Origin of the sequence: Sporosarcina luteola (assembly GCF_023715535.1) — a bacterium.
GTDB classification, from domain to species: Bacteria; Bacillota; Bacilli; order Bacillales_A; family Planococcaceae; genus Sporosarcina; species Sporosarcina luteola_B.
Window position 1 is genome coordinate 1 of sequence record NZ_JAMBOI010000072.1, and the last position, 283, is coordinate 283.

A 283-nucleotide genomic window follows, 5' to 3' on the forward strand; every position below is an offset into this window, starting at 1 on the left:
TGATGAATTCAAACATTGACGCTGTCGTCAAATCCACAATCGTTCTGGTGTTGAATGAATATATGGAAATGGAACGGGACGAGTACCTCAAGGCTGCCTCCTATGAGCGTTCTGACAACCGCGTAGACTATCGAAACGGCTACTATGAGCGGGAACTAACCATGAGTATCGGAAAGATTACATTGAAAGTTCCACGCACTCGTCAAGGCGAATTCGCACCTTCAGTCTTTGAAAGATATGCAAGATGTGACCAGGCGCTTGTCCTCTCCATGCTCGAGATGGT

1 protein-coding gene is annotated in these 283 nt (G+C 46.6%); it reads left to right on the top strand.

Annotated features, from left to right (window positions below; all coding sequences use genetic code 11):
• Positions 1-2: 2 nt before the first annotated feature.
• A partial coding sequence (locus M3191_RS18840; protein WP_251701751.1) for a transposase occupies positions 3-283 on the top strand: 281 nt, incomplete at its 3' end.